23 protein-coding genes, 1 tRNA gene and 1 pseudogene are annotated in these 26028 nt (G+C 64.3%); 13 read left to right on the top strand and 12 right to left on the bottom strand.

Going from position 1 to position 26028, the window contains the following annotated elements:
- Nucleotides 1-7 precede the first annotated feature (7 nt).
- The 3 genes from LDZ26_RS17740 to LDZ26_RS17730 form a co-directional block, all read right to left on the bottom strand.
- Entirely contained in the window at nucleotides 8-2311 is a 2304-nt protein-coding gene (locus LDZ26_RS17740; RefSeq protein WP_244849462.1) for a PAS domain S-box protein, read from the bottom strand.
- Nucleotides 2312-2423: 112 nt separating this feature from the next.
- Nucleotides 2424-4823 carry an ATP-binding protein gene (locus tag LDZ26_RS17735; RefSeq protein WP_244849461.1) on the bottom strand — a complete coding sequence of 800 codons (2400 nt, stop codon included), beginning with the start codon at nucleotides 4821-4823 and terminating at the stop codon, nucleotides 2424-2426.
- Nucleotides 4824-4938: 115 nt separating this feature from the next.
- Nucleotides 4939-5766 carry a MetQ/NlpA family lipoprotein gene (locus LDZ26_RS17730; RefSeq protein WP_244849460.1) on the bottom strand — a complete coding sequence of 276 codons (828 nt, stop codon included), beginning with the start codon at nucleotides 5764-5766 and terminating at the stop codon, nucleotides 4939-4941.
- Between the two features lie 203 nt (nucleotides 5767-5969).
- Here LDZ26_RS17730 and LDZ26_RS17725 point away from each other — a divergent pair, with 203 nt between their 5' ends.
- The 4 genes from LDZ26_RS17725 to LDZ26_RS17710 are packed head-to-tail and all read left to right on the top strand — an operon-like array spanning nucleotide 5970 to nucleotide 9756.
- Nucleotides 5970-6944, top strand: a complete 975-nt coding sequence (locus LDZ26_RS17725) for a sulfonate ABC transporter substrate-binding protein (protein ID WP_244849459.1) — start codon at nucleotides 5970-5972, stop codon at nucleotides 6942-6944.
- A gap of 48 nt (nucleotides 6945-6992) precedes the next feature.
- The gene (gene ssuD, locus LDZ26_RS17720; RefSeq protein ID WP_244849458.1) at nucleotides 6993-8141 is read left to right on the top strand and encodes an FMNH2-dependent alkanesulfonate monooxygenase; all 1149 of its coding nucleotides are present in this window, start codon (nucleotides 6993-6995) and stop codon (nucleotides 8139-8141) included.
- Nucleotides 8142-8149: 8 nt separating this feature from the next.
- Nucleotides 8150-8944: an aliphatic sulfonate ABC transporter permease SsuC gene (gene ssuC, locus LDZ26_RS17715; RefSeq protein ID WP_244849457.1), complete on the top strand. Its 795-nt coding sequence runs from the start codon at nucleotides 8150-8152 to the stop codon at nucleotides 8942-8944.
- Nucleotides 8945-8946: 2 nt separating this feature from the next.
- Nucleotides 8947-9756 carry an ATP-binding cassette domain-containing protein gene (locus LDZ26_RS17710; RefSeq protein WP_244850296.1) on the top strand — a complete coding sequence of 270 codons (810 nt, stop codon included), beginning with the start codon at nucleotides 8947-8949 and terminating at the stop codon, nucleotides 9754-9756.
- A 25-nt stretch (nucleotides 9757-9781) separates the two neighbouring features.
- Here the strand turns inward: LDZ26_RS17710 and LDZ26_RS17705 are convergent, their stop codons facing one another.
- Complete coding sequence (locus tag LDZ26_RS17705; protein ID WP_370650736.1) at nucleotides 9782-10468, bottom strand: NADPH-dependent FMN reductase; 687 nt, start codon at nucleotides 10466-10468, stop codon at nucleotides 9782-9784.
- Between the two features lie 220 nt (nucleotides 10469-10688).
- On the opposite strand from LDZ26_RS17705, the gene LDZ26_RS17700 reads away from it, so the two are divergent.
- Nucleotides 10689-11360 carry a chemotaxis protein CheB gene (locus LDZ26_RS17700; protein ID WP_244849456.1) on the top strand — a complete coding sequence of 224 codons (672 nt, stop codon included), beginning with the start codon at nucleotides 10689-10691 and terminating at the stop codon, nucleotides 11358-11360.
- Entirely contained in the window at nucleotides 11357-11713 is a 357-nt protein-coding gene (locus LDZ26_RS17695) for a hypothetical protein (protein ID WP_244849455.1), read from the top strand. Before LDZ26_RS17700 ends, LDZ26_RS17695 begins: the two co-directional genes overlap by 4 nt.
- A gap of 6 nt (nucleotides 11714-11719) precedes the next feature.
- On the opposite strand, the gene LDZ26_RS17690 is transcribed toward LDZ26_RS17695, so the two are convergent.
- On the bottom strand, nucleotides 11720-12022 hold the full coding sequence (locus LDZ26_RS17690; RefSeq protein ID WP_244849454.1) for a DUF4148 domain-containing protein: 303 nt from the start codon (nucleotides 12020-12022) through the stop codon (nucleotides 11720-11722).
- Between the two features lie 310 nt (nucleotides 12023-12332).
- On the opposite strand from LDZ26_RS17690, the gene LDZ26_RS17685 reads away from it, so the two are divergent.
- Nucleotides 12333-12533: a hypothetical protein gene (locus tag LDZ26_RS17685; protein ID WP_244849453.1), complete on the top strand. Its 201-nt coding sequence runs from the start codon at nucleotides 12333-12335 to the stop codon at nucleotides 12531-12533.
- 60 nt (nucleotides 12534-12593) lie between these two features.
- Here the strand turns inward: LDZ26_RS17685 and LDZ26_RS17680 are convergent, their stop codons facing one another.
- Nucleotides 12594-13505 carry a sterol desaturase family protein gene (locus LDZ26_RS17680; protein ID WP_244849452.1) on the bottom strand — a complete coding sequence of 304 codons (912 nt, stop codon included), beginning with the start codon at nucleotides 13503-13505 and terminating at the stop codon, nucleotides 12594-12596.
- A gap of 215 nt (nucleotides 13506-13720) precedes the next feature.
- Here LDZ26_RS17680 and LDZ26_RS17675 point away from each other — a divergent pair, with 215 nt between their 5' ends.
- Nucleotides 13721-14941 (top strand): PepSY domain-containing protein, encoded by a 1221-nt coding sequence (locus LDZ26_RS17675; protein WP_244849451.1) that lies wholly within the window; start codon nucleotides 13721-13723, stop codon nucleotides 14939-14941.
- 114 nt (nucleotides 14942-15055) lie between these two features.
- Nucleotides 15056-15274, top strand: coding sequence for a hypothetical protein (locus LDZ26_RS17670; protein ID WP_244849450.1), 219 nt, complete (start codon nucleotides 15056-15058; stop codon nucleotides 15272-15274).
- An 86-nt stretch (nucleotides 15275-15360) separates the two neighbouring features.
- On the opposite strand, the gene LDZ26_RS17665 is transcribed toward LDZ26_RS17670, so the two are convergent.
- Nucleotides 15361-15437: transfer RNA gene (locus LDZ26_RS17665), tRNA-Val, on the bottom strand.
- Nucleotides 15438-15628: 191 nt separating this feature from the next.
- On the opposite strand from LDZ26_RS17665, the gene LDZ26_RS17660 reads away from it, so the two are divergent.
- The gene (locus LDZ26_RS17660; protein ID WP_244849449.1) at nucleotides 15629-18019 is read left to right on the top strand and encodes a bifunctional diguanylate cyclase/phosphodiesterase; all 2391 of its coding nucleotides are present in this window, start codon (nucleotides 15629-15631) and stop codon (nucleotides 18017-18019) included.
- A gap of 24 nt (nucleotides 18020-18043) precedes the next feature.
- Here the strand turns inward: LDZ26_RS17660 and LDZ26_RS17655 are convergent, their stop codons facing one another.
- Nucleotides 18044-18808 carry a ParA family protein gene (locus LDZ26_RS17655; protein WP_244850294.1) on the bottom strand — a complete coding sequence of 255 codons (765 nt, stop codon included), beginning with the start codon at nucleotides 18806-18808 and terminating at the stop codon, nucleotides 18044-18046.
- A gap of 224 nt (nucleotides 18809-19032) precedes the next feature.
- Between LDZ26_RS17655 and LDZ26_RS17650 the strand changes: the two genes are divergently transcribed.
- Nucleotides 19033-19200 (top strand): hypothetical protein, encoded by a 168-nt coding sequence (locus tag LDZ26_RS17650; RefSeq protein WP_244849448.1) that lies wholly within the window; start codon nucleotides 19033-19035, stop codon nucleotides 19198-19200.
- 197 nt (nucleotides 19201-19397) lie between these two features.
- Here the strand turns inward: LDZ26_RS17650 and LDZ26_RS17645 are convergent, their stop codons facing one another.
- Nucleotides 19398-20150, bottom strand: a complete 753-nt coding sequence (locus LDZ26_RS17645; protein WP_244849447.1) for an SDR family NAD(P)-dependent oxidoreductase — start codon at nucleotides 20148-20150, stop codon at nucleotides 19398-19400.
- 102 nt (nucleotides 20151-20252) lie between these two features.
- Here LDZ26_RS17645 and LDZ26_RS17640 point away from each other — a divergent pair.
- Nucleotides 20253-21167 (top strand): annotated as a pseudogene (locus LDZ26_RS17640) (LysR family transcriptional regulator); the annotation flags it as partial.
- Nucleotides 21168-21223: 56 nt separating this feature from the next.
- Here the strand turns inward: LDZ26_RS17640 and LDZ26_RS17635 are convergent.
- Nucleotides 21224-22846, bottom strand: coding sequence for an acyl-CoA synthetase (locus tag LDZ26_RS17635; RefSeq protein ID WP_244850292.1), 1623 nt, complete (start codon nucleotides 22844-22846; stop codon nucleotides 21224-21226).
- A gap of 237 nt (nucleotides 22847-23083) precedes the next feature.
- Between LDZ26_RS17635 and LDZ26_RS17630 the strand changes: the two genes are divergently transcribed.
- Entirely contained in the window at nucleotides 23084-23605 is a 522-nt protein-coding gene (locus LDZ26_RS17630) for a ribonuclease (protein ID WP_244850289.1), read from the top strand.
- Nucleotides 23606-23730: 125 nt separating this feature from the next.
- Here LDZ26_RS17630 and LDZ26_RS17625 read toward each other — a convergent pair whose 3' ends face one another.
- A complete protein-coding gene (locus LDZ26_RS17625; protein ID WP_244849446.1) occupies nucleotides 23731-24951 on the bottom strand; it encodes a glycoside hydrolase family 88 protein in 1221 nt (406 codons plus the stop codon).
- Nucleotides 24952-25067: 116 nt separating this feature from the next.
- Nucleotides 25068-25964 carry a helix-turn-helix domain-containing protein gene (locus tag LDZ26_RS17620; protein WP_244849445.1) on the bottom strand — a complete coding sequence of 299 codons (897 nt, stop codon included), beginning with the start codon at nucleotides 25962-25964 and terminating at the stop codon, nucleotides 25068-25070.
- Nucleotides 25965-26028: the final 64 nt, after the last annotated feature.

Genomic DNA, 26028 nt, shown 5'->3' with positions numbered 1-26028 from the left:
TTACGCGCTATTCCACGATGCGCGCCGCCAGCCGGTAGCGGTTCCTGCCTTCGCGCTTCGCCTCGTACATGGCGCTGTCTGCGGCGGCGAGAAGCGCATCCGGCGTCGTTCGCGCCCGCGCATTGCAGACGACGACGCCCACGCTCGTCGCGATGCTCACCTCGTTACCTGCGAGCGTGAACGGGCGGTTCATGGCGCTGCAAATGGCATCGGCGATGCGCGCCGCGGTGGCTTCGTCCGCCACGCCGTGACTGACGATCACGAACTCGTCGCCCGCCAGACGGCTCGTGAAATCGCTATGCCGTACCGTCTCCGTGAGCCGGGCGCCGACCAGCCGCAACAACTCGTCGCCCGCTTCATGACCGTATGCGTCGTTCACCGGCTTGAACTCGTCTAGGTCGAGAAAGAACACCGCGAGCGCCTGCCGCGTGGCGCTGTCGGACGCGATGTTCTGCGTGAGGTGCAGCAGCAACGCACGCCGGTTCGGCAGGCCGGTGAGCGCGTCCCGCATGGCTTGCGCGCGTAGCTGGCGTTCGGCCTGCCTGCGGGACGTCACGTCCTGCGCCATCATGTAGAAACCGATCACTTCACGTCCGCGCATGTCGGGCACGAGCGATACGCTCCACGTGCGCGGACTGGCCTCGTGATCCTCCACATCGTCGTGTTGCAGCCGTTCGCCCGCGAGCGCGCGCCGAAAGGAAGGCGTGAGCGTTCGATACATGGCAGCCGGCATCGCCGATTCGACCGGCTTGCCGCGCATGGACGCGGTGTCGCGCCCGAGCAGCCGCCGGTAGCCGTCGTTGTTGAACTGATAGCGCAGGTCCCGGTCGACATAGGCGATCAGCACCGGCATGCTGTCCGTGACCTTCTGGATCGCTTCGCGACTTTCGATGATCTCCGCCTCCACGCGCTTGCGCTCGCTGACATCGGTGATGAACGCGAAGAGCGTCTCGCCGTCCGGCGTCGCGGCGGTCGAGATACGCAGTTCGGCCGGAAAGAACTCTCCCGAGCGGCGCTGCGCGGTGACTTCCGTGGCTTTCGAAAGGATCGTGGCCACGCCGGTTCGGATGAAGCGGCGCATGCCCGCGTCGTGAGCGGCGCGCCACGCGGGCGGAACGATGGTCTCGGTCATCGGCAGGCCCATGACCTCGTGCCGGGCCCAGCCGAACATGTGCTCGGCCGCGTCGTTCCACTCGGTGATATTGCCTTCGCGGTCTATCGCGACATATGCGTCCTGCGCATTGTCGATGACCGCCTGAAGATGCTCGTTCTGCGTGCGCAGCGTCGCTTCGATCGTCTCGCGCCGCGCCACTTCGCCGCGCAGCCGCATGTTGGTCGCGCGCAGTTCGGCCGTGCGCTCGTTCACTTGCTCTTCCAGTGCCGCGCGATGCTCGCGCTGCAGCCGCTCGTTCGCCTTGCGCGCCTCGATGTCCTCGACGATCGCGATGAAATGGAGCGGCTCGCCATTGGCCTGCCGCACGAGCGCGACGTGAAGCTGAACCCACAGCTGCGAACCGTCGCTGCGCAGATAGCGCTTTTCCATCGCGTAGGTCGGGATGTGTCCCGCGAGCAGTTGACGCAGATTCTGCAGATCGCTTTCGAGATCTTCGACGAACGTGATCTGCTGGAACGTCAGCGCCACGAGTTCGTCGGCGCTGTAGCCGAGCATTTCGCAGAGGCGCGCATTCACGTCGATGAAGCGCCCATCCGGCGCCACGACCGCAGCGCCCATCGGCGTCTGTTCGAAGATCGTGCGGAATCGCGTTTCCGAGAGGCGAATGGCCTGCGTGTCCGCGTGATGCAGCACGCGCGCCGAATACGTGCTTTCGCGCGACAGCAGTTCGCGCTCGACGATGGCGGCAAGGTCGCGCATGACCGCGGCATCTTCGGGCGACAGCGCGCGCGGCACCGTATCGATTGCGCAGAGCGTGCCGATGGCATGGCCGTCGCTCGAACGCAGCGGCACGCCCGCGTAAAACCGCACGCACGGCGGACCCGCGACGAACGGGTTATCGGCAAAACGCGGATCGTTGCGCGCATCTTCGACGACGAGCATGTCCGCTTCGTGCAGCGCGTGCGAGCAGAACGAGACATCACGCGATGTTTCGCACGCTTCCAGTCCGAGGCGCGACTTGAACCATTGCCGATGCTCGTCGACGAGCGACACGAGCGCGATCGGCACGCCGAGCACGCGCGCCAGCACGCGCGTGACGCGATCGAACGCTTCTTCGGCGGGCGTGTCCAGAATGTGCAGACTGCGCAATACGCGTACGCGTTCGTTTTCGTCGTCGGGCAGGGGAGCTACTTGCATGAAGGGCGCTTTTGAAGCATGAACGCGGAGAGTACGGTTCATTCTAACGGGTGCCGCCGGGTGCGCTCGCTGGCCCGAGGAGCGCGGAGACTTCCCGGGCCGCCGTGAACCCTCACTCCTGCCGCTGCTGCGACGCGATTTCGCCGAGCAGCGAGAACAGCTTGCCCACGTCGAGCGGTTTGACGAAGTGATGATCGAACCCGGCCGACAGCGCCTTGTCTCTGTCCTGTTGCAAGCCGTATCCGGTCACGGCCACGAGAACGGCATCGGCCGTGCGCGGCTGCTTCCTCAAAAGAGATGCCAACTGATAGCCGTCCATATCCGGCAGGCCGATATCGAGAAGACACACGTGCGGTATCCATTGCTCGGTTTCGTGCAAGGCGGTGATGCCGTTCGCGGCCACGCGCACCTCGTTGCCGAGCGTCTCCATCAACATGGCGAGCGTCTCAGAGGCGTCGATATTGTCGTCGACGATCAGCACTCGCAGCCGCGTCAGGAAGGGCGCTTCCCGCGTGTCGTCGGGTTCTGGTTTTCTTGGCGTCTTCATCATCTCGGCATGAGGAAGACACACGACGAACGTGCTGCCCTTGCCGGGTCCGGCGCTATACGCTCTGACCGTGCCGCCATGAAGCGCGACGAGGCTTCGAACCAGTGCCAGCCCTATGCCGAGCCCTCCTTGCGTGCGGTCGGAACTGCGCTCGGCTTGCGTGAAGAGATCGAACGCGTGTGCCGCAATGTCGGGCGTCATGCCGATGCCGTTGTCCGTGACCGTTACCTTGATGAACTTGCCTTCGACCGCGACGGAGAACTGGATATCGCCCTTTTCGGGCGTATATTTCGCGGCGTTGTTGAGCAGGTTGACGAAGATCTGCGTCAGCCGCTTTTCGTCGGCGCGCACCAGCGCAGCGGAAGACGGCGTGAGCAGCGACAGCCGATGCCTTTTCCGCTCGATGATCGGCCTGACCTGCTCGATGGCGTCAGCCGCTATCCGGTTGGCATCGAGCACTTCCATGTCGAGCTTGATGAGCCCTTGCGTCACGCGCGACACGTCGAGCAGATCGTCGATCAAACCGGTCATGTGCTTCACTTGCCGCGAGATGATCTCGCACGATTTGCTGACGCGCCGCGCGTCGTTGGGCGCGGCGCGCATTAGTTGCGCGGCGCTCGCAATCGGCGAAAGCGGATTGCGCAGTTCATGAGACAGCATCGCGAGGAACTCGTCCTTGCGCTTGTCAGCAAGACGCAGTTCTTCTTCTGCGTTGATGCGGTCCGTGATGTCGAGTTGAGCGACGACCGCGCCGACCACGGCGCCATGCTCGTCGCGTATCGGCGCGCCGGTGCTCAGTAGCGTGCGCCGGTTCGGTGGATCGTCGAAGCTCTCGATCGACACGATGTCCGTCGTCGGTCCGATGCCCTCGAGCACGCGCGCAATCGTCCAGTCATGCGCGTTCAGCATCTGCCCGTGCTTGTCGGAATGATCGGCCCAGCGTCCTTTCCACTGCGCGAAATCGTCGATGGTCGCGGGGCGCGGATGCGCTTGTCCCCATAGCTGCACGAAGGAGCGGTTCACGCGCTCGATGCCGCCATGCTGATCGCACACGACGATGCCGATAGGCGCCGCTTCGAGCACGGCGTCGAGGCGGCGCGTGGCGTCCAGTGCCTCGCGCGCCGCGGCGCGCGCGCTTTGCTCGCTCGCGAGAAGCCGCTCTTCGCTCTTGCGCTGCTCCGTGATATTGGAGAACAGCACGCCGACCTGATTCGGCATCGACGCGTCAGGACGGAACGCATAGATGTCGAACCAGCGGTCCAGCTTCGACGCCTTCACCTGAACGTGGATCGGCACGCCGTTCTTCGCGACCGAGCCGTAGATGTCGAAGAAATGGCGGTCGTGGCCGGGCACCAGTTCCGACATGTTCCTGCCCAAGGCGTTGGTCACGCTCGTCTGCGCTTCGAATGCGGGATTCGTTGCGATAAAGCGGTAGTCGACGGGTTCGCCTCTATCATCGAACGCCATCTCCACGACGCAGAATCCCTGATTGATCGCGTCGAAAAGAGTGCGGAACCGTTGTTCGCTTGCGGCCAGCGCTCTTTGTGTCAGATGCGCGGCAGTGACGTCCGTGGTCGTGTGAGAGATGCAGATCAGCGAGCCTTCCGCGTTGAAAATCGGCGTATTCACCGCGCTCCAGAAGCGCTCTTCATAGCGCATGCTGCCGTCTTCGGCGCTGACCCATAGCGGAAAGCGCTGTAGCGACATGTGATCGGCGCGGCCGCTTTCTCTCGCTCGCGCAATGGATTGGCGCAACGCCTCGACACCCGTATCGTTCGGATCGGATTCGTTATGAGGAAAGATCTCGAAGAGGCTCTTGCCCACCATGTCTTCGCGACGCAGCGTCGAGACCTTCAGGAAGGCATCGTTGACCGCGAGGACGATAGCCTCGGGCGTAGCAGAGAGCAGGTAGCTGCCGACAGGGGCGGTGTTGAATATCTCTTCGAATAATGATGGCGAAGCCATAGGCACGGTGACGCACGAAATGCTGCGTCGCTTTTTGCATGGACGAACTCTTACCCTCGCAACGTCCGTGCCGCCCCCGATTAACGCGGCCGCTGTAACGCGGCCGCGCATGCGATCAATGTTGCGGCGCGCCCTCCCATGCCGGCAGGGTCGCCCCGTGATACACCGCGAGAATGGTCGATGCGACATTCGCCTGCTGATAGCTCTCGACGAGCGTCTTCGCCCACGGCGCCTGAGCGTCCTTCGCGTTGACGGCAATGAAGTTGCGATACGGATTGCCCGGCACTTTCTCCTGCGCAATGCGCTCCTGCGGAATCTGAATGCCCGCCTTGATCGCCCAGTCGGTGTTGACGACGGCAGCATCCAGATCGCCGATGGCGCGCCCGACGATGCCCGCATCGAGTTCCTTGATCTGCACGTGCTTCGGGTTGTCCGCAATGTCGCGAGCGGTCGGCAGGAGACCGACGTTATCGCGCAGTTTGATGACGCCGTTCGCCTGCAACAGCAGAAGCGCGCGGCCTTCGTTGCTCGGATCGTTGGGGACGCCGATCGCCGCGTTCTGCGGCAGATCCGCGACCGACTTCACCTTGCGCGAATAGAGCCCGATGGGCTGCACATACGTGAAGCCGACAGGCACGATCGCATAGTGGCGCGCCTGAATCTGCGCATCGAGATACGGCTTGTGCTGGAACGAGTTCGCGTCGAGATCATGTTGCGCGAGCGCCTCGTTGGGCTGCGTGTAATCGGAGAAGGTCGTGACCTTCACCGTGATGCCGTGCTTCGCTGCGTTGGCCGCCACCGTGCGCCAGACATCCTCGTCCTCGCCCGACATGATGCCGACGCGAACCGTCTGGCCGGCGGCCTGAGCCGGCTGCAACCCTGCCACGCCCCATGCGAGCAGAACCGAGAAGAGAGCGGATTTGAATGGCGTGAAAGTCTTCATGGAAGCGACGTCGTCAGTGGAAAGAGACGTGATGCTAGGGGCGCGCATACGTCGCCGCAAACAATATCGAACGCTATGCATATTGCGCGCGCAGGCTGCAATGCTTATCACGATTTCTCGCTTAGGCCGCGCGGCGAGCGTTGTTACGATGACCGGGAATGCGGCATCGACGATGCCATCGCTCATCGCCCGAGGAACCACGAATGTCATATGAAAACGCGCCGCCGTCGTCGACTCGCAGACGCGCGCTCTTCACACTCGCCGCGCTGGGCGCGAGCGCGCTTGCATCGAATGCCGTGCGCGCCGACGATGCCGGCAAGACCCTGCGAATCGGCTATCAGAAATACGGCAACCTGGTTGTTCTGAGAGCGCGCGGCACGCTCGAGAAGCGCCTCGGCCCGCAAGGCGTCACGGTGCAATGGCTGGAGTTTCCGGCGGGGCCGCAACTGCTCGAAGGGCTCAATGCCGGGGCCGTCGATATCGGCACGGTCGGCGAGACGCCGCCCATCTTCGCGCAGGCAGCGGGCGTCGATTTCGTCTATGTCGGCAGCGAGCCGCCAGCGCCGCGCGCCGAGGCCATCGTCGTGCCGAAAGATTCGAACATCCGCTCCGTCGCGCAACTGCGCGGCAAGAAAATCGCGTTGAACAAGGGCTCGAATGTGCATTACCTCTTCGTCGAGGCCCTCAAGAAGGCGGGGCTCTCATACGCGGACGTTCAGCCGGTCTATCTCGCGCCCGCCGATGCGCGCGCGGCCTTCGTGCAGGGCAGCGTCGATGCGTGGGTGATCTGGGACCCGTATCTCGCCGCTATCGAGCGCCAGGCGAACGCGCGTCAAATCGTAGACGGCACCGGGCTCGTGCGCAACATCCAGTACTACGTCGCGACGCGCAAGTTCGCCGCCGGCCAGCCGCAGATCGTGCGCGCAGTGCTGGAAGAACTGGATCATGTCGATCGCTGGGCGCGCGACAACGTGCCGGCGGTGGCGGCGCAACTGTCGCCGCTCGTCGGGCTGGACACCGCGACGATCGAGCACGCGTTGCAGCGCACCGCGTACGGCATCGAAGCCATATCGCCCGCGACGCTCGCGTATCAGCAGCAGATCGCCGATACGTTCACGAATCTCAGGCTGATCCCGAAGAAGCTCGACGTGACCGAGGCGCGCTGGAACGTCGCGTAAGATCATTCGCGGTTCTAACGAATTAATCTCTACGAGAAACGCCCAAGCATGAATGTCTTCTGGTTCATTCCGACTCACGGCGACAGCCGCTATCTGGGCACGTCGCAAGGCGCGCGTGCCGCCGACTACGACTACTTCCGCCAGATCGCCGTCGCCGCCGACACGCTCGGCTACGAAGGCGTGCTGCTGCCGACGGGCCGCTCGTGCGAGGACGCGTGGGTGGTTGCATCGAGCCTCATCCCCGCGACGCGCCGCCTCAAGTTCCTGGTCGCGATCCGGCCGGGCCTCAGTTCGCCGGGACTCTCCGCGCGCATGGCGTCCACCTTCGACCGGCTTTCGAACGGGCGCCTGCTGATCAACGTCGTGACAGGCGGCGATCCGAACGAACTCGCGGGCGATGGCGTCTTCGAAAGCCACGACACGCGCTACGAAATCACCGATGAGTTTCTGAGCATCTGGCGCGGGCTGCTGGAAAGCTCGCACGAGAAGGGCACTTTCGACTTCGCGGGCAAGCATCTGCGCACGGAAGGCGGCAAGGTGCTGTATCCACCCGTGCAGCGGCCGCATCCGCCGTTGTGGTTCGGCGGATCGTCGGCGGCGGCGCACGAGATCGCGGCGAAGCATATCGACACGTATCTGACGTGGGGCGAGCCGCCTGCCGAAGTCGAGAAGAAACTCGCCGACATTCGCCGCCGTGCCGAGGCGGAAGGGCGCAGCATCCGCTTCGGCATTCGCCTGCATGTGATCGTGCGCGAAACGGAAGCCGAAGCCTGGGCCGATGCGGACAAGCTCATCAGCAAGCTCGACGACGAAACGATCCAGCGCGCGCAGGCCCAGTTCTCGAAGATGGACTCCGAAGGGCAGCGGCGCATGGCCGCGCTGCATGGCGGCAAGCGCGACAAGCTGGAGGTCTATCCGCATCTGTGGGCGGGCGTCGGGCTCGTGCGCGGCGGCGCGGGAACCGCCCTCGTCGGCAATCCGCAGCAGGTCGCCGGGCTGATGAAGCAATACGCCGAACTCGGGATCGAGACGTTCATTCTGTCCGGTTACCCGCATCTTGAGGAATCGTACCGCTTCGCGGAGCTGGTGTTTCCGCTGCTGCCGCGCGCGCAAAAGGCGTCCGCGTCAGGGCCGCTGTCGGGGCCGTTCGGCGAAGTGATCGGCACATCCGAGTTGCCGAAGGCCGCGCAGGGGTGAGAGCCGCGATGAAGCGAAACCAAACGCTGCGACGCGCCGGCGTGCGCGTCTTGCCGTGGATCGTCCCGTTGCTGATTCTGCTTGCGTGGGAAGCCGCCGCGCGCTCGGGCGGCCTGTCGGCGCGCGTGTTGCCCGAACCGCTCGCGGTCGCGAAGGCCGCGTGGTCCGTGTGGCAGTCGGGCGAACTGTGGGCGGACGTAAGGATCAGCGCGTGGCGCGCGTTCGCCGGTTTCGCGGTCGGCGGCGGCATCGGTTTCGTGCTCGGTCTCGCGACGGGACTCTTTCGGCCCGCCGAGATCTTGCTCGATTCGACCGTGCAGATGATCCGCAACATCCCCGCGCTCGCGATGATCCCGCTGCTTATTCTGTGGTTCGGCATCGGTGAAGAGGCGAAGCTCGTGCTCGTCGCGCTCGGCGTGTTCTTCCCGGTGTACGTGAATACGTATCACGGCATTCGTTCCGTGGACCGCGATCTGATCGAGATGTCTCGCAGCTATGGCCTCTCGGGCTTCGCGCTGTATCGACATGTGATCTTGCCCGGCGCGCTGCCGTCCATTCTCGTCGGCGTGCGCTTCGCGCTCGGCCTGATGTGGGTGATGCTGATCGTCGCGGAGACCATCTCGGCGCAATCGGGCATCGGCTACATGACGATGAACGCGCGCGAGTTCATGCAAACGGACGTGGTCGTGCTCGGCATTCTGCTCTACGCAGCGCTCGGCAAGCTCGCGGACATGGCCGCGCGCGCCATCGAACGCGCAAGCCTGCGCTGGCATCCTGCTTATCAAAACGAGGCGCAGCCGTGACTCTGATTTCTCTCGAAACCCTGGATCTTCGACGGCCCGCATCGCGCGCCGCGGAGCCGCTCGCCAGAGCGCCTGCGAGCCGCGATGTCGCCGTGTCGCTGCGTGGCGTCGAGAAGCGCTTCGGCGAGCGTCGCGTGCTGGCTGACCTCGACTTCTCGATCGAGCGCGGCAGTTTCGTGTCGATCGTCGGTCGCAGCGGCTGTGGCAAGTCCACCTTGCTGCGGCTCATTGCAGGTCTCGACGAAGCGTCGGGCGGCGTGGTCGAGCGCCATGCCGCGACGCCCGGCGGTGCCTTGCAGGTTCGCATCATGTTTCAGGATGCGCGGCTTCTGCCGTGGAAAAGCGTGCTCGACAACGTGATGATCGGGCTGCCGCATAGCAGGCATGGCGGACGCAATCGGCGCGAAGAAGCCCGCGCGACGCTGGCCGAAGTGGGTCTGTCCGAGCGCGAGAAGGAGTGGCCGACGCGGCTCTCGGGCGGTCAGCGGCAGCGCGTGGCGCTGGCGCGGGCGCTGGTGCATCGACCGGACCTGCTGTTGCTCGATGAACCGCTCGGCGCGCTCGACGCGTTGACGCGCATCGAAATGCAGGGCTTGATTGAGCGGTTGCGGCGCGAGCACGGCTTCACTGCGCTGCTCGTCACGCATGACGTACAGGAAGCGGTGTCGCTCGGCGATCGCATCGTGCTGATCGAAGAGGGGCGTATCACGCTGGATACGCCGGTGTCGTTGCCGCGGCCGCGTTCGCGAACCGCGAAAGAGTTTGCCGAACTCGAAGAACGCGTGCTGTCGCGCGTGCTGCGTCCGGCTTGAGTCCGGCTTGAGTCCCCGCGTGGCGCTAACTCTGCGCCACCGCCACCTTGTTCTCCACGACATGCCATGCGTCGGGCCGATGCGCGCCGAACGCGTGCGCGAAGCTCGCGGCCTGCTGACCGACCGTGCGCAGCTGCGCGACGACCTTCGGGTCCGAGCAGGTATCGGCCGATTCGAAGCGCGTCTCCAGCGTGTTGACCGCCGCGCCGAACGGCGTCGGCCAGCCGCGCAGCGCATGCACGATCGAGCGCAGCGATGTCAGCACGGTGCCCGCCGCCTGCCAGCCATACGCGGTGACGATGCTGCCCACCGCGCGGCCGTCGAGATACGGACGCTCGTCCGAGCGCAGTTCTTCGAGCGTATCGAGCGCGTTCTTGACCAGCCCCGAGATGCCGCCGTGATAGCCGGGCGTGGCGATGACGAGCGCATCGGCGGCGCGCACGGCTTCGATGAGTTCGTGCTGCTCGTCCGTGAGTACGCGCGATTCGGGCGCATAGTGCGGCAAGCTATGCAGGAACGCGCCGCCGAACAACTGCACGCTCGCGCCGGATTCTTGCGCGCCCTTGAGCGCGAAGGCAAGCGCGCGTTCTGTCGATGACGCAGGCCGCGTCGTGCCGCCGATTCCGACCACGAGCGGACGGCGCGATGTTTCGGTTCGGGTCAAGTTCGATGCTCCTTCGATGTGAACGGTGCGAACCGTCGGACCGATCATCATAGCCAGCGGTCGGGCGCTCTGGAACGCATCATTTTCGCTAAGGATATGCACGGTTGTGCGAGGCCTCGGGCGCTGTCTTCTGAGGCGCTGGGCGAGCGGCTGCCGCATGCGGGATGCGGGTCGCGCAGCGTTAGCGCGTAGACTGTACGTAATGGACGTAACGGTCGACGTCTCGTCGCAGCGCGACGGCTGCCGATCCAAGTCACAAGGGACAACCATGGACGCGCGCATTCAGCGGGACATCGTGGTCATCGGGGCGTCCGCAGGCGGCGTGCCCGCGCTCGGCGCGCTGCTCGCCCGTCTGCCGGCGCAGTTGCCGGCGACGCTCCTCATCGTCATGCACATTTCGCCCTACGGACCAAGCGCGCTGCACACCATTCTGGCCCGCACGACGAATCTGCGGGTCGTCGCGGCGACCGACAACGCGCCGCTCGCAAACGGCACCGTCTTCGTGGCGACTGCGGACCGGCATCTCATGCTCACGAACGAGGGCGTGCGGATCACGCGCGGTCCCAAGGAATGCCGCGCGCGCCCGGCCGTGGACGTGCTGTTCCGCTCGGCGGCGGTGGCATACGGCGAGCGCGTGATCGGCGTGATATTGACCGGCGCGCTCGACGACGGCACCGCCGGACTCTGGGCAGTCAAGGACCACGGCGGACTCGCGTTCGTGCAGGACCCGCTGACAGCCGACCATCCGTCCATGCCGGAAAGCGCGATCGCGCACGTGGAAGTGGATTTCGTCGGTGGCCTGGACGCACTGGCCGGCAAGATCGTGAGCGCGGTCGTCACGCCCGCCGGCAGCCCGGCGCGTGGCGTGTCCGCTCGCACGTACGCTGCCATCGAGAACAGGATTTCGGAGACTGGGGACGGGGGGAGGCGAGTTTCATGAAGCTCGGCAACGTTTCGCGATACACGTGTCCGGATTGCAACGGCGTGCTTACGCAGATAGAAGAAGGGGCGATCATCCGGTTCAGATGTCACACCGGCCACGCGTTCTCGATCAAGACGCTGATCGCGGAAATCGACGAGGCCATCGACGGCGGCTTATGGACCACGCTGCGCGCCATCGAAGAAAGAATCATGCTGCTGCGCCAGATGGCCGATCTCGCCGAACGTGCCGGCTCCGCGCTCGACGCCGCCGCGTATCGCGAGCAGGCCGACGAAGCCGAGAAGCGCCTCGTGCCCCTGCGTCAACTCGTGCCGGACCCCGATTCTCTGACATACGCCAGCCGGGTAACGTGAGCCCGGTCACTCGGCTTGCTGTTCGTTCGTCTCACAGTCCGCTTTGAACCAGGCATCCACCTGACGCTGCGCCGCTTGCAGATCCTCCGGATAGTACGGGTCGTACCATCGCGACGGGTCGTAGCCCGCTTGCCTCAACGCCGTCAGTTCGCTTGCGTTCCGCGCGCGGTTCGGAGGCGCGTTGCTCCGAAGCGCAGCGAGGTCGCGGCATTGCGTCGGACTTAAGTGCGCGGCGTTAGTCGGCGGGCCGCTGGCGGCACAGCCCGCTAGCAGGCAGGCGAGCGCCGGGAGCATCGGCAGGAGTTTCATGGCGGTCGTTCCTTCATTGAGTGTGCTGACAAGCCGGAGCAAAGCGGATGCCTCTACGTGCAACCGTAACGCATCTTCTGCCCGATGTCGGACCGCGAACGGTGCTACGAGTCAGCCATTGCGCCAAAACGAGTGTTTGCTCGACCAAAGCATGCCTTTCGGAAAATATAATTAGGACATTTGACGAAGCGCGCAAGACCTCCGCCGACATATGATGACAATCACCGGCTCCGCGTAACCGATACGCGCGAAATCGCTCGCGTCCTGCGCACGGTGCCCGGTGCATCTCAATCGAAAGAGGATAGCCACAATGTACACAATCGACCGCGACGCACTCGCTCACGCACAGCTTGCCGGCGGCGCCGCAAAAACCACCGGCGGCACCGGCAGCACCTGCCCGGCCGGCGGCTCGACCACGCCGTCCGGCGGCACCAGCACGCAGACCGGCACGGCCACGTCTGTCATCACCGTGAACGGCCAGCAAGTCATCAATCAGACCGTCACGTTCTGATTGCGCAAGGCACGAAGGCGAACCATGCGTTCGCCTTCGTGCTTTCATAACGTTGCGGACTCAGGAGGCTTTCATCGCTTTGCCGGCGCTTCCGGCGCGCTTCTGCAATGCTTCGGTCGTTTCCCCTTCGCCGTCAGGACGCCAGCCGGGCGGGCGAAGCAGAAATCCGATCGCCTGAGTCGCGCTCTTCGCGTGAAATACGTCTTTCGCGAGGCTCACCCAGTGCTCCGTCTGAACGACGAACGGATTGCGCGACGTGGTCGGCGTCGTGAGGCCGTAGCGGCACGGCTCATCGGCGCGTTCCTCCACATACGTGCCGAACAGGCGGTCGAAGATGACGAGCACGCCTCCGAAGTTCGCATCGAGATACGCCGCGTTCGATGCGTGGTGCACGCGGTGCGCAGACGGCGTGTTGAACACGTATTCCAGCCAGCCCAGTTTCGGAATCCAGGTGGCGTGCAGCCAGAACTGATAGAGCAGGTTGATCGACAGCGCGGCGAGCACCACTTCCGGCTTGAGACCGAACCACACGAGCGGCGTGAAGAACAGCGCGGCGCCGGTGATCTTCGAGGTCCAGCCGAGCCGATACGCCGATGAAAGCGTCAACTGGTTCGGCGAATGATGGACCGCATGCGTCGCCCAAAAGAAGCGCACCGTGTGCGACGCGCGGTGATACCAGTAATAGCAGAACTCCATGCCGATAAAGAGCAGGAAGACGGTCAGCGGCGTGTTGGTCGTGACCGTGTGAATGCGGTGCTCCCACGCGAACGCGAAGAACGGCGTGGCGAGCGAGAGCGGCACGAACGCGAGCAGCTTGCGGCCGATCAGATCGGCGAGCGAGATCCACACCTCATGCCAGGCGAACGCCTTGTCGGTGCCCTTGTGTTTGCGGCTCAGCCAGACTGCTTCGATCATCGACGCCGCGAGCACGATGACGAGCACATACACCGATAACTTTCCGATCGCTTCCATGTTTTCCGCCGTGGGTGGGTTAGGCATGTGCGCACTGTAGCGATCGGGCTTGTTAAAAACCACGCGCAGCTTGTGTCGCGGAATGTCATGCGCTCGTGTCGTGAAAGGCTTGCTCACGCATCTGGTCGTCGCTACAATTGCGAACAATTCCTATTTACTCACGCTCGTTACATGGCCGAAGCCGCACGCTCTTCCGTTACCGAGGCACCGTCCGCATGAGGCGCGTGCTCGTGCGGCTGCATCGCTGGTTCGGCGTGGCGACCGCGCTGTTTCTGTTCGTGTCGGGGTTGACTGGCGCCATCATCGCGTGGGATCACGAAATCGACGCTTGGCTCAACCCCTCCTTCTTCCATGCGCAGGCTCAGGCCGCGCCGCTTGCGCCGCTCGATCTCGCGCGGCGCGTCGAGGCCGCCGATCCGCGCATTCAGGTGACCTATCTGCCGCTCGGCGTCGAGCCGGGCCGCACGGCGCAGCTGATGGTCGTGCCGCGCACGAATCCGTCGACCGGTGCGCCATACGCGATCGACTTCAACCAGATCGCCGTCGATCCCGCGACGGGCGCGGTGCAAGGGCGCAGGATGTGGGGCGCGGTGTCGCTGGCGCGCATCGACCTGATGCCGTTTCTCTACAAGCTGCACTACACGCTGCATTTGCCGGTCGTGGGCGGCTTCGATATCGGAACGTGGCTGCTCGGCATCGTCGGAATCGTGTGGTTCTTCGATAGCGGCATTGCGCTCGCGCTGTCGTTCCCGAGCGTGAAGGCGTGGCGCAAGTCGCTCGCGTTTCGTTTCAGGCGCGGCGGATACGCGCTCACGTTCGATCTGCATCGCTCCGGCGGCGTGTGGATCTGGGCGCTGCTCGTGATAGTGGCGCTCACGTCCGTTTCGATGAATCTGAGCGATCCGGTCGTGCGTCCGGTGGTCTCGCTGTTCTCGACGCTCTCGCCGTCGTTCACCGAAAACACTGCGCTCGTGCGTCCAGGCCCGGCGGGGCGCGCCCCCGCGACGCGCGAGCAGATTCTGACCGCCGCCGCGAGCGATGCGAAGCGCGAGCACATTGCCGCACCGATGGGCGCGCTGTACTACGTGCCGACGCTGGAAGCGTACGGCGTCGGCTTCTTCGCGCCGGGACAGGACCACGGCGACGGCGGGCTCGGCAACGCATGGCTCTACTACAACGGCCACACGGGCACGCTCGCGGGCTCGTCGATTCCGGGGCGCGGTTCTGCGGGCGACATCTTCATGCAGGCGCAGTTTCCGCTGCATTCGGGGCGCATCATCGGCGTCGCGGGACGCATCGCAATCAGCGCGGTCGGGATCGCGGTGGCGGTGTTGAGCGCCACCGGGCTCATCATCTGGATGCGCAAGCGCGCGGCCCGCCGGCATTCGGCGGCAGCCAATGCGCGGGCAGGGCGCGGGCGATCGGTCGCATCGTGATGGCCCTTGCGGCGGATAAGGCTCGCCTTGGCGGTTCCACGCCGCCGCCGCGACCACTACGGACGGTATAAAATCAGAAGTACCCGCCTCGCGCTCTATGGCAGCACGTCAATCATGGAACCCACTTCGAGTAAGGAAGCGCCTCGCAGGCGCCTGTCAAAGCGATCGCTCAATGTGCTGTCGGCACTGGTCGGGATCGCCACGCTCGCGCTCGGCTTAGGCTGGCTGATCTACAGCTGGAAGGTGGATCTGGAAGTGCCGTACTTCGCGATTCCGCTCGTGCTCACGGTGCCCGTGATCGCCGCGGTGGCGTTTCGGAACATGTGGGACTAGCGTTGCGACTGACGGCAGAATGGCCGAACGAAGGACAAAAAAAATCGCCGCGATGAACGCGGCGATTTTTTTTGAAGCGAATGCGTTGGTAGGCTCGATTGGACTCGAACCAACGACCCCCACCATGTCAAGGTGGTGCTCTAACCAGCTGAGCTACGAGCCTGTGAAGCCGCGCATTATAGAGACCCTCGCCGCGATGCACAAGCCCGGCGGTTCGAAATCTTCTCGCCCCGGGGACGAGCGCGGTGCACCGCGCTAAAGCATTTTCGCGCCCAGACGTAAACAAGAGCTAAATGATCTCTATCGCGGCCTCGTCAGCCGCTCATACTTTCAAGCCCTCGCTTCGTGACGCCAATGTCTCATCACACTGCCCCTGGCTCCACCGGCGCGCCGCGAACGGGCCACGGTTCTGCCCAGAACCAGGGTTTTCTGTCGTTCTTCCTCAATGCCTGCGCGAAGCGCGCGGGCGTCTCCTGGCGTGACGCCTTCGCGCCTCTTCTTGCGGCGGTCGGCGCGTATGCGCTCGTGCATCTGACGCTCGCGTCCGTCTCGACGCTCGGCGCGATGTGCGTCGGCGCGGTGGCCGCCGTCGCCGTCGGTACGCTCGCCTTGCGGCGCGCGCTCGGTGTCACCGCGCGCCATGATGCGACCGTCGCGCTCGTCAAGGCGCTGCTCGACGCCAATCGCGACTGCCTCAAGCTGCTCGACACCGATGGCCGCCTGCTCCGGATCTCGGAGTACGGCGCCGAACTCATGCGCGCGGCGGGCCCCGAACAACTCGCCGGCGCGGATTGGCTCGGCTTCTGGAGCGGCAGCGAGGCATCGGCGGCGCGCGACGCCTTCGATGGCGCGCTGCAAGGATCGCGGACATCGTTCACGGGGACGTGCCCGACGACCGCCGGCGAGCCGAAGGTCTGGCAATCGCGGCTCATACCGGTCGAAAAGGGCGGCGGGGGCATCTACGGCGTGCTGTGCGCATCGCTCGACGTGACGAAGGAAGCCGAACTCGCCGCCGACCTGCGGGCGAAAGAAGCGCTCATGTCCGAGATGGAAGCGCATATCGGGCTTTGCTTCTATTCGTATAGCGCGGATTTCAGCTATTTCCATCACATCAGCGCGGGCTGTGCGTCCGTGTTCGGCCTCGCGGCGTCCACGCTTCGCGAGCGCCCGGAAGCCTGGATCGACGTCGTGCTGCCCGAGGACCGGCCGCTTGTTCAGGCGGCGATGCAGCGGCTCGCCGAGACGTCGGTCGGTGGACGCACCCAGTACCGCATCCGCGCGAACGGCGGCGAGATCCGCTGGGTGCAGAGCACCGCGTATCCGATCCTCGACGCCGCCGGAAACGTCGCGCGCGTCATCGGCGTGACGGAGGACGTGACGGCGGAGCAGGAACGGCTCGTCGAACTGGACCGGCTAGCGTACACCGATTCGCTCACCGGCCTCGCCAACCGCGGCGCGCTCGTGCGCGGTATCGAGGAACGCTGCCGGCAGGACGCGACCTTCGCGTTGATGTTCGTGGATCTCGACCGCTTCAAGGTGCTCAACGATACGCTCGGTCATACGGCGGCCGACCGGCTGCTCAAGTCGCTCAGCGAGGACATTCAGGCGTCGCTGCCAGCGGGCGCTTTTCTCGCGCGGCTCGGCGGCGATGAGTTCGCCGTGCTGATCGACGACGCGCAGGACAAGGATCATCTCGCCGGCATCGCGAAAAGCATTCTCGGCGCGCTGCGGCGAACGGGCGAGCCGACGCCCGCGGGCACCTTCGTCACGGCGTCCATCGGCATCTCCGTGTTCCCGGAAAACGGCGCGGACCACGAGACGCTGCTGACGAGCGCCGACATTGCGATGTATGCGGCCAAGAAAGCGGGGCGCAACGGTTTCCGCTTCGCCGATCAGGTCGCGACGGGCCGGATCGTCGATTTCAGGCTTGAGCGCGACGTGCCCGCTGCGCTCGCCGCCAACCAGTTCGTGCTGCACTATCAGCCGATTTATCAGCCGCATTCGCTCGAAATGTGCAGCGTCGAGGCGCTGATTCGGTGGCGGCATCCCGCGCATGGGCTCGTGCCGCCCGACGTATTCATTCCGATCCTCGAAGAAAGCGGCTTTATCAACGAGGTCGGCGCGTGGGTGATGGACGAAGCGTTGCGGCAGCTTGCGCAGTGGCGCCAAAGCGGCGCGCATGGGCTCGGCGTGTCGGTCAACGTCTCCGCGCGTCAGCTGCGCGATGCGGCGATCGTCGATGTCGTCAATACCGCGCTGCGACGGCACGGGCTGCCGGCGTCGAGTCTGCAACTCGAATTGACCGAAAGTGCACTGATGGAGAACCCGGAGCTCGCGCAACGCACGCTGCGGGCGCTGAAGGAACTGGGCGTGCGCATCGCCATCGACGATTTCGGAACCGGCTATTCGAGCTTGCGCTACCTCGCGGACTTCTCGCCCGATACGCTCAAGATCGACCGCTCGTTCATCGCGCGGCTGGAAAGCGATTTCGCCATTCACAAGATCGTGCGCGGCATCATTCAGCTATCGCATGCGCTCGGCGTGACCGCCACGGCGGAGGGCGTGGAATATCCGCCGCAGTTGCGGCTCCTGCGCGACGCGCAATGCGACTTCGTGCAGGGCTATCTGTTGAGCAAGCCCGTCGCGCCGGAGCAGGTTTGCGGACTCTCGGTCTTGGGAAGCGGCGCAAGCAATGTCGGAACGGTCGCCGCGCAACACGCCGGGGCGGTGCCGCATACGGCGTGAGCAAGCGGCTGCCGGCGTATCGCGTCAGCCGTTCAGTTCGTCGTGCAGCGCGACGTATTCCTGCGCGAGCTTGTGGCGCGGTTCGAGGTAGATCATCGGCCGCGCGTGCTGATGGCTCTCGCGAATCTTCACCGACGACGAAATGTGCGAAGCGAGCACGGGCAGATCTTCGGCGCGAAGTTCATCGACGAGCTTCTGCGGCAGACTGGCGCGCGGCTGAAACTGGTTGATGACGATGCCTTCGACCTTCAGATCGGGATTGTGGTCGTGGCGGATTTCCTGCACGTTCTCCAGCACCGAATACAGCGCGCGACGAGAGAAGTCGTCGCAATCGAACGGAACGAGACAGCGTTCGACGGCAATCAGCGCCGAGCGCGTGAAGAAGTTGAGAGCGGGCGGCGTGTCGATATACACGGCGTCGTAATCCGACAGGCCCTTGAGCGCGTCGCGCAGCTTATAAATCTTGTAGCGCGATTCCAGCTTGCTTTGCAGCGTGTCGAGGCTCGGATGCGACGGCACGATATCCAGATTCTCGAACGGCGTCGCATGAATGAACGAGTCGAACGCGGGCTCGCGAAAGCTGTAACTCAGCGCCGATTCGAAGAAGCTCGCGAGGTTAGGATGCGCCTCATGCGCCGCGCCGCCGAGCAGATACTGGCTCGCGTTGCCTTGCGGATCGAGATCGACAACGAGCGTGCGCAGACCGCGCGACGCGCTGATCGCCGCCAGATTACAGACGATAGTGGACTTGCCTACGCCACCCTTTTGATTGAAGACGACACGTCGCATCGACTGGCTTCCCCTGAATGTGTACGGGCGTTCGTGAAAGGACAGCATCGTGCGCTGCATGCGCGAGCGTCAGGCGCAGCGTTATACGCTTTGCGTGATAGTAGCGCATCGCTCTTTCGGGCTCGAAGTCACGGTCGGCCGATACCACGTGTTAGCGCATTTCAAAGCCGTTCGCAGCCGAGTACACTTTATTCGCGGTGTCGTTGCCGCGAAAGGAGGTCGCGATGAAATTCGTCGAACTGTTCAGGCGCGCCAGGCGGGGCGTCACGGTCGGTCACGCCGGCGACGCGGAGCCTCATCACAAGGATCATTCAGGCTCCGTGCAGAAGCAGGCCAGAAAGCTATGGGACGCGGTCGGCCGCAGGCGTCATAAGAACGCGAAGTGGCATTAGCCGTCATGCGCCGGTGTCGTCGGATTCAATGCGCGATGCCGGCGTTCGCCCGTCGATCACACACTGCGATGCTCACTAGCCGCCGGAGATCGCGCGGCTTTCTCATTGAGCGGAAATGACTAAAAGGCCGCGGCGCTTTCGCGCCGCGGCCTTCATGCCGCTCACACTCACTCAGACTCACTCACACTCACTCACACTCACACTTGCGCCTGTCCGCCGTCGACGAAGAGTTCGGCGCCGTTGACGAAGCTCGCATCGTCCGAAGCGAGGAAAAGCGCTGCGGCAGCGATTTCGTTCGGGTCGCCCACGCGGCCCATCGGAATGCGCGACGCGAGGTAGTCGAGCAAGCCTTGCTGCTGCGCGGCATCCGGGCCCGCGAGGTCGACGAGGCCGGGCGTCTTCGTCGCGCCGGGGCTAATGGTGTTCACGCGGATGCCGCGATCCTTCAGGTCGAGAATCCAGCTGCGGGCGAAGTTGCGGACCGCCGCCTTCGACGCCGAATACACGCTGAATGCCGCCGTGCCTTCGATGGACGCGGTCGAGCCGGCCAGAATCACCGATGCGCCTTTCGACAACAAAGGCAGCGCCTTTTGCACGGTGAAGAGCGTGCCCTTCACATTGCGGTCGAACGTGTCGTGATAGTGCTCCTCGGTGATCTCGCCGAGCGGCGACATGGAGCCGCCGCCTGCGTTCGCGAACAGCACGTCGAGCCGGCCTTTTTCGCCGCGAATCTGCTCGTAGAGCGCGTCGAGCTGGTCGAGCTTCGACGAATCGACGCGAACGCCCGTGGCGTTGTCGATCGCGGCGACTGCCGCATCGAGTTCGGCCTGACGACGGCCGGTGATATAGACGTGAGCGCCTTCCGCGGCGAAGCGCTTGGCGGTGGCGAGGCCGATGCCGCTGGTTGCGCCGGTAACGAGAGCGATCTTGCCTTCGAGTTTGCGTGCCATGATGTTTTCCCTATCCAATTTCGTTAAGCGATGTAAGGAGGATATCGACGCACGCGTCGTTTCGAAATAGACTGGCCTGCAAACCATCATTGCAGGAATGAAATGACGAAGCTCCCCGATTTCGAAGGGCTGGCGATGTTCGCGAAGGTCGCCGAAGAGGGCTCGTTCGCGGCGGCGGCGCGGACGATGGGCGTGTCGGTCGCGACGGTCTCGCGCGGCGTGGCGAGGCTGGAGGAGCGGCTCGGCGCGCGGCTTTTCAATCGCACGTCGCGCCAGCTCGCGCTGACGGAATTCGGCGGCACGATCGCGGAGAAGGCCGGCGACCTTTATCGGCAAGCAGAGGAGGCGGAGAACGCCGCGAGAGAGATGTCGGTGCAGCCGCGCGGGCTTATTCGTCTGGCCGTGCCCATGTCGTTCGGCGTGCGCTGGCTCGCACCATTGCTGCCCACCTTCCTGCGCACCTTTCCCGACATATCGCTGGACCTGCATTTGTCGGATGCGACGGTCGATATCGTCGCGCAAGGCTTCGATGCGGCGCTCAGAATCGCCGCGTTGCCCGATTCCTCGCTCGTGGCAAGGCGGCTGTGCGCGGTCTCGCAGTTGCTCGTCGCATCGCCGGAGTATCTCGAACGATTCGGCCGGCCGACGCACCCGCGCGACCTGATCGGCCGGCCGTGCCTCTCGTACGCCTACCGCGCGGGCACCGAAGTCTGGCGCTTCGTGAACGACGCGGGCGACGAGGAACCGGTCACGCCGGTCGGGCCGTTGCGCGTCACGAATTCGGATGCGCTACTGCCGACTTTGCTCGATGGACTCGCCATCGCGGAACTGCCCGAATTCATCGCGGGCGAATATCTCGCCGACGGGCGGCTGGAAGCGATTCTGACCGACTGGCACCTGACCCGAGGCGGCCTGTACTTCGTCACGCCATCGGCACGGGCGCGTCCGGCGAGAGTGACGGCGCTTGCCGATTTTCTCGCGGCGCACCTCGCGGAACCGGTGTGGCTTTCGCCGCAAACGAAGGCGGCTGCGCGCGGCAGCGCGCATGCACCGCGCCGTCGTCGCGTGAACGGTTAGCTGTCTCTCAACTCACGCCTGATGAGCTTTCCGGTCGATGTCATCGGCAGCGATTCACGATATTCGATCGAGCGCGGATATTCGTGCGCGGCGAGACGCGTGCGCACATGGTCCTGCAGTTCGCGAGTCAGTTCGTCGCTCGGTGAGAAGCCCTCGCTCAGGACGACGCACGCTTTGACGATCTCGGTCCGCTCGGCATCCGGCACGCCTACGACGGCCACCAGCCGAACGGCGGGATGGCCGAGCAGGCAATCTTCGATGGGTCCCGGCCCGATGCGATAACCCGCGCTCGTGATGACGTCGTCGTTGCGGCCCACGTAGTGGACGAAACCGTCGCTGTCCATGCGGCCCAGATCGCCCGTGAGCAGATAGTCGCCCGCGAATTTCTCGGCTGTGGCCGCAGGATTGTTCCAGTAGCCCAGGAACATGACGGGGTCCGGCGTCTTGATCGCGATGTTGCCGATCTCATCCACCGGCTGCACGACGCCTTGGTCGTTCACCACGCGCACGTCGTGTCCTGGCGCCGCGCGTCCGATTGCGCCGGGCCGGGCCGGAAACCAGTTGCCGCACGACGAGACGACCATGTTGCATTCGGTCTGACCGTAGAACTCGTTGATGGTGATGCCGAGTGCTTCGCGGCCCCACGTCAGCAGCTCTGTGCCTAGCGATTCGCCTCCGCTCGCGACTGAGCGCAGCCGCAGGTTCCATCGCTCGCGCGGCGCTTTTTCGGTACGCAGCATCTTGAGCGCGGTCGGCGGCAGGAATACGTGCGTCACGCCGTGACGGCTCATCAGATCGAACGCCGCGCTTGCACTGAACTTGTCGAAGCGATGCGAAACAACGGTAGCGCCGTGGTGCAGCGCGGGTAGAAGGACATCGAGCAGGCCGCCGATCCATGCCCAGTCCGCGGGCGTCCAGAACATGTCGGTCTGAGTGATCGAACCGCCATGCGACATCTCGACTCCCGGAAGATGACCGAGCAGCACGCGATGCGCATGTAACGCGCCCTTCGGCTTGCCTGTGGTGCCGGACGTATAGATGATGACGGCGGGGTCATCGGCTCTTGTGGCCACGGGCTCGAAGGTGTCGAACTGCACGGCGAGCGCCGTGTCGAAGTTCTCGACTGCGCCGCTCGCTTCGGGCTGCGCGCCTGTCACGAACACCGTGCGCAGCGCGGGCAACCGGTCGCGAATGCCTGCGATTTTTCGCGCGCCTGCGGCATCGGTCACGAGCACGCTGGCTCCGCTGTCGCGCAGGCGAAACTCCAGCGCTTCCTCGCCGAAGAGCGCAAACAACGGCACCGAGATCGCGCCGAGCTTGAAAGCAGCGATATGCGCGATGGCCGTCTGCGGCGATTGCGCGATCAGGATCGCGACCCGACTGCCCTGCACGATGCCATGCGCACGAAAGCAGTGGGCGGCGCGATTGCTCTGGCTTCGCAACTCCGCGAAGGTCATTCGTTCGATGCTGCCGTCGCGATGTTCGTGGATCAGAGCCGTGTCGTCGGGACGCGAGGCCGCCCATTTGTCGCATACGTCCACGCCGATGTTGTAGTGCTCGGGAATGGCCCAGTGAAAGCCCTCGACCGCATCTTCGTAACTGGTTTCTTTCGACAGCATGGGGCGGCTCCTTGAAAGCGTTCGTTGTTGCGCGCGAATGGCGCTTGTTTTGAGGCTTATCGCGCGGGTCCGGTCATTGCTGCGGTGCAAGGAATGAGGCCGCGTCTGCGCTCGATTCTGCCAGCGTATCGCGTTACTTTCCGCAATGTCGACGGAATCGGGAGGCATGAAGTGATCGCGTTCGCGTGTGCGTCGAAGATTGCATGGCTTCGATTGCTGCACTCGGCCACTAGAGATATGCTTGGACGGTTCGCGGTCGTCGAATGCAGGTCAACCGGAGACAACGGCTTGGTCAAACGCGCATGGATCTACCCCTGCTTGTTCGCCTTGAGCGCCGTACTTGGCGGATGCAACAAGAGCGGCTCGCAGAACGCAACTCAGGAAACCGGGGCAAGCGCCAGCCAGGCGCCTGCACAAGCTGGCGCCGCGAGCGGCGCGCAGGCCGCATCGGGCCCGCAGGAGCGAGGCGCATTGCCTGCCGTCGCGAAGGCGCAGTTGCCGGGCGAAGCCGCCGACACATTGCGTCTGATCAAAGCGGGCGGCCCGTTCCCGTATCGAGATGACGGCGTGCTCTTTCGCAATAGCGCGGCGTTGCTGCCGCAGCAGCCGCGTGGGTACTACCACGCCTACACCGTCCGCACGCCAGGCTCGACGGATCGCGGGCAACGCCGCATCGTGTGCGGCGGTCCGCGCAAACAGACCAGCGAGTGCTACTACACCGACGATTACTACGCGAGCTTCAAACGCATATCGGAGTGACGCGAGTCAGTCAAAGGGACTCGCGGTTACTCGTGTCGGCTGGTGTATAGGCATCCTAACAATGCGGTAGTGCAATGAAGCCGGCATGGTCCCATGCCGGCCTTTCGAAGCGGAACGCGTGAAGCTCAGGCAAGCGCAATGCGCGCGTCACCGAGCGGCCGCAGCTTGCCCGGATGCACGGCACGGCAGAGCGCTTCGACGAAGAAGAAATCGCCGAACATGGTCGCGCCATCCACGCCGATGTTATGCGGCTTCGAATAGCAGGAGTTATGCAGCAAGCCGTGCTGGCCGTCCTTCGTGAATTCTTCGCGGCACAATGCTTCGAGCATCGCGGTGCCGTGGCGCTGCCACTTTGCGCCGACCTGCGTATCCGGATGCAGACGCGCCATTTCCAGCAGCGCCGATGCAACCACCGCAGCGGCCGCGGTGTCCTTGATTTCCGCATCGCGGCCTCGGGCGTCGAAGTCCCACGGCGGCACCAGACGCCCTTCCAGGCGACGCAGATAGTAATCGGCAAGACGTTCGGCGAGGTCGAGATACTTGCGCTTGCCGGTTTCGCGCGCAGAGTTCACGTAACCGTAAACCGCCCATGCCTGACCACGGCTCCACGCGGATTCGTCGAAGGCGCCCTGAAACGTATAGCCGCGTTTGCGCGCGCCGCTTTCCACATCGTATTCGACGGCGTGGTAAGTGGAATCGTCATCGCGCACGAAGGCGCGGGCGGTCATCTCGGCGTGCGCATCGGCGGCTTGCCGGTAGCTGCCGTCGTCGGCATGATTCGCGGCCCAGTAGAGCAGCGACAGATTCGCCATCGTGTCGATTGCCGATGCGCTTCGGCCACGCGGATCCGACAGCGGTCCCCATGACGCGAGATAAGCGCCGTCGCGAGTGGTCACGAGCCGCGCGCGCAGCTTGTCGGCGGCTTCGAGCGCCAGGTCCGCGAACCATTCGTCGCCGGTAATGTGATGCCCCGGCACGGCGCTGCTATCGAATATGAAGCCGATGTCGTGCGTATTCGGGTCTTGCGCGCGCTGCCCGACGAGCAGCATGCGGGCACGCGCCCATTCGAGGAAGCGCGCCTCGCCGGTATGCAGATACGACGTCAGCAGAAGCCCGACCCAGAAGCCGCAGAACCAGTTGCCGTGGCTCCACGCGTCGCCGTCATAGCCCGCGGAAAGCGAGGCGGGCAGACGTACCCATTGGCCGTCGGGACCGGTGACTTGCGGGAATTCGACGCCGAACGTGAGTTCGTCGGCGGCGACTTTCTGTGCAGTCTTGTCTAGCGTTTCGCGAAACAGCCTGATCTGTTCCTCGGATAGCGCCATCGGATTCGTTGCGTTCGACACGGTGTCTCCTTGAGTTCGTCATGCGCAGGACGATTCTAAAAAGAGCCTGCGCGACGGCGTTAGGATGAAACGCGTGAACTGTTGGACATTTCCGCACTCAGGCGGCGCACGACGAATCAGATATGCAGCTTGTCGAGGCTGCGCCGGTAGTCGATCGGTGAACGGCCTGTGTGCTTGCGAAAGCAGCGGCTGAAATAAGCGGGATCGTCGAAAGACAGCATGGCGGCGATCTCCGCCACATTCACCTCGGAGTGAAGCAGCAAACGCTTGGCCTCGAGCATCACGCGTTCCCGAATGAGTTTGGGCGCGGTGCTGCCGAGTGCCTGCCGCGTTGCCTCGTTCAGAGCCCGTTCGGTCACGTTCAGGAGGCGTGCGTAGTCGGATGCTTCGTTCACCGAACGAAAGTGTTTCTCCAGCAGGCTCTTGAAGCGGCGCGAGAGCAGCACGCTGCGCGAGGCGGCGGCGTCGCGCATGGCGGCGGCGTCGCACATGCGCGCCACCTTGATCAGGAATACATGCAGCCAGGCCCAGATCGCGTCCGTGTAGCCGATTTGCTCATCGCGATACTCTTCGCGGATTCCGTCCATCACGCGCGAGAGTTCGCGGACCTGTGCATCGTTCAGATGCAGGCACGCACCGAGCTGTTCGAAGTTGTAGACAGGCACCTCGGTTTCGGTGTGGCGGTTCTGCACGCGAAACGCGAAGAACTCGGACGAAAAGCTGATCGAATAACCGAGCGTGTCGGCGGAGAGATCCAGATCGTGAATCTGCCCCGGCGTCATGAAGTACAGCGTATTGGGGCGGACTTCGTAGCGCACGGAATCGATCACGTGCGAGCCGCTGCCGGCGATCACCCACATCACATGATAGAAGTCGTGCCGATGCGGATAAACGAGCGTCGATTTCAGCGCCTCGATGGGCGCGAGGTGAAAGTCCGGCGTCTTGACGTGCGCGCCGTATTCGTAGTCCTCGATCCTGATGACCGGGACGTGGCAACAACAAGCGGTATCCAACTGTCTCCTCCCTGTTGGCGGCGCTGTGTCCCGCGCCTGCCAGCCTGCCCGAAAATCGCGGGCC

This window comes from Caballeronia sp. SL2Y3 (assembly GCF_022879575.1).
Classification (GTDB): domain Bacteria; phylum Pseudomonadota; class Gammaproteobacteria; order Burkholderiales; family Burkholderiaceae; genus Caballeronia.
The sequence above is the reverse complement of the archived record's forward strand: the minus strand, read 5'-3'. Positions and strand labels throughout refer to the sequence as shown.